Genomic DNA, 1,161 nt, shown 5'->3' with positions numbered 1-1,161 from the left:
TAGCAAGGTCAGCCTGTTCTCGGGACTCAATCAGCTCAACGACATCACCCTCGACCCGCAGTACGCGACCCTCTGTGGCTACACCCAGCACGACCTGGAGACGACCTTTGCCGAGCATCTGACCGGTGTCGATTGGGAGGAGCTGCGGCGCTGGTACAACGGCTACGGCTTCTTGGGCGAGCCGGTTTACAACCCCTACGACATCCTGCTGTTCATCGACAAGGGCCATAGCTATCGCAACTACTGGTTCGAGACCGGCAGCCCGAGCTTCCTGATCAAGCTGTTTCAGCAACGACGCTACTTCCTGCCGGATCTGGAACAGCTTGAAGTCAGCGAAGAGATTCTGGATGCCTTCGACATCGAGCGCATCAATCCGGTGACCCTGCTGTTTCAGGCCGGGTATTTGACCGTGGTCAGCACAGAGGTCCGTCGGGGTCGCCTGATGTTTAGGCTCAAGGTGCCCAACCAAGAGGTCCGTTTGGCGCTCAACGATCAGTTCATCAGCGGCTACACCGGCCTCGAAGAGACGCGTATACGGCTGCAGGATGGCCTCTATGACAGCCTGATCGCCGGTGATCTGCCGGGGCTGACTGCCCTCATCAAGCGCCTGTTCGCCAGCATCCCCTGGCGCAACTTCACCGGCAACGACCTCCCCGATGCCGAGGGCTACTATGCCAGTGTGCTCTATGCCTTCTTCGCCAGCCTGGATGCCGAGATCATTCCAGAAGATCTGACCAATCATGGTCAGGTCGATCTGACCCTCAAGCTTGCCGGGTACATCTACGTCATCGAGATCAAATTGGTGCGTGATGCGCGCGGCAAGGGTGAGCATGATCGAGAGCCGAACGTCATCACCGCAGCGTCAGTCACAGCCCAAGCAGCAGCTCCGGCAACAGCTGTCACGGCGGCAAGCGAGGACTCGCCTGCTCTGCTTGGCAATCCGGCCAGCGCGGCCCCAGCCTTCTGCTCTGGCTCTGGCTCTGGCTCTGGCTCCGGTTCTGGCTCTGGCTCCGGTTCTGGCTCTAAGCTAGCGGCTAATGCTCCAGCAACGCCTACCACCAACCCAGCCCTGGCGCAGATCCAGGCACGCGGTTACAGCCAGAAATACCGGCAAGCACCAGGCCAGGGGCTGTTTGAGGTCGGCCTCGTCTTCAGCAGCGC

Annotated in this window: 1 protein-coding gene; it reads left to right on the top strand. The window is 60.2% G+C overall.

Annotated features, from left to right (window positions below; translation table 11 throughout):
* The coding region (locus tag VBE63_RS29905; protein WP_323686601.1) for an AAA family ATPase at positions 1 to 1,161 on the top strand (1,161 nt) is incomplete at both ends.

This window comes from Lamprobacter sp. (assembly GCF_034860625.1).
Classification (GTDB): domain Bacteria; phylum Pseudomonadota; class Gammaproteobacteria; order Chromatiales; family Chromatiaceae; genus Lamprobacter.
Note: the sequence above shows the minus strand (reverse complement) of the source record. Positions and strands in the feature narration are given on the sequence as shown.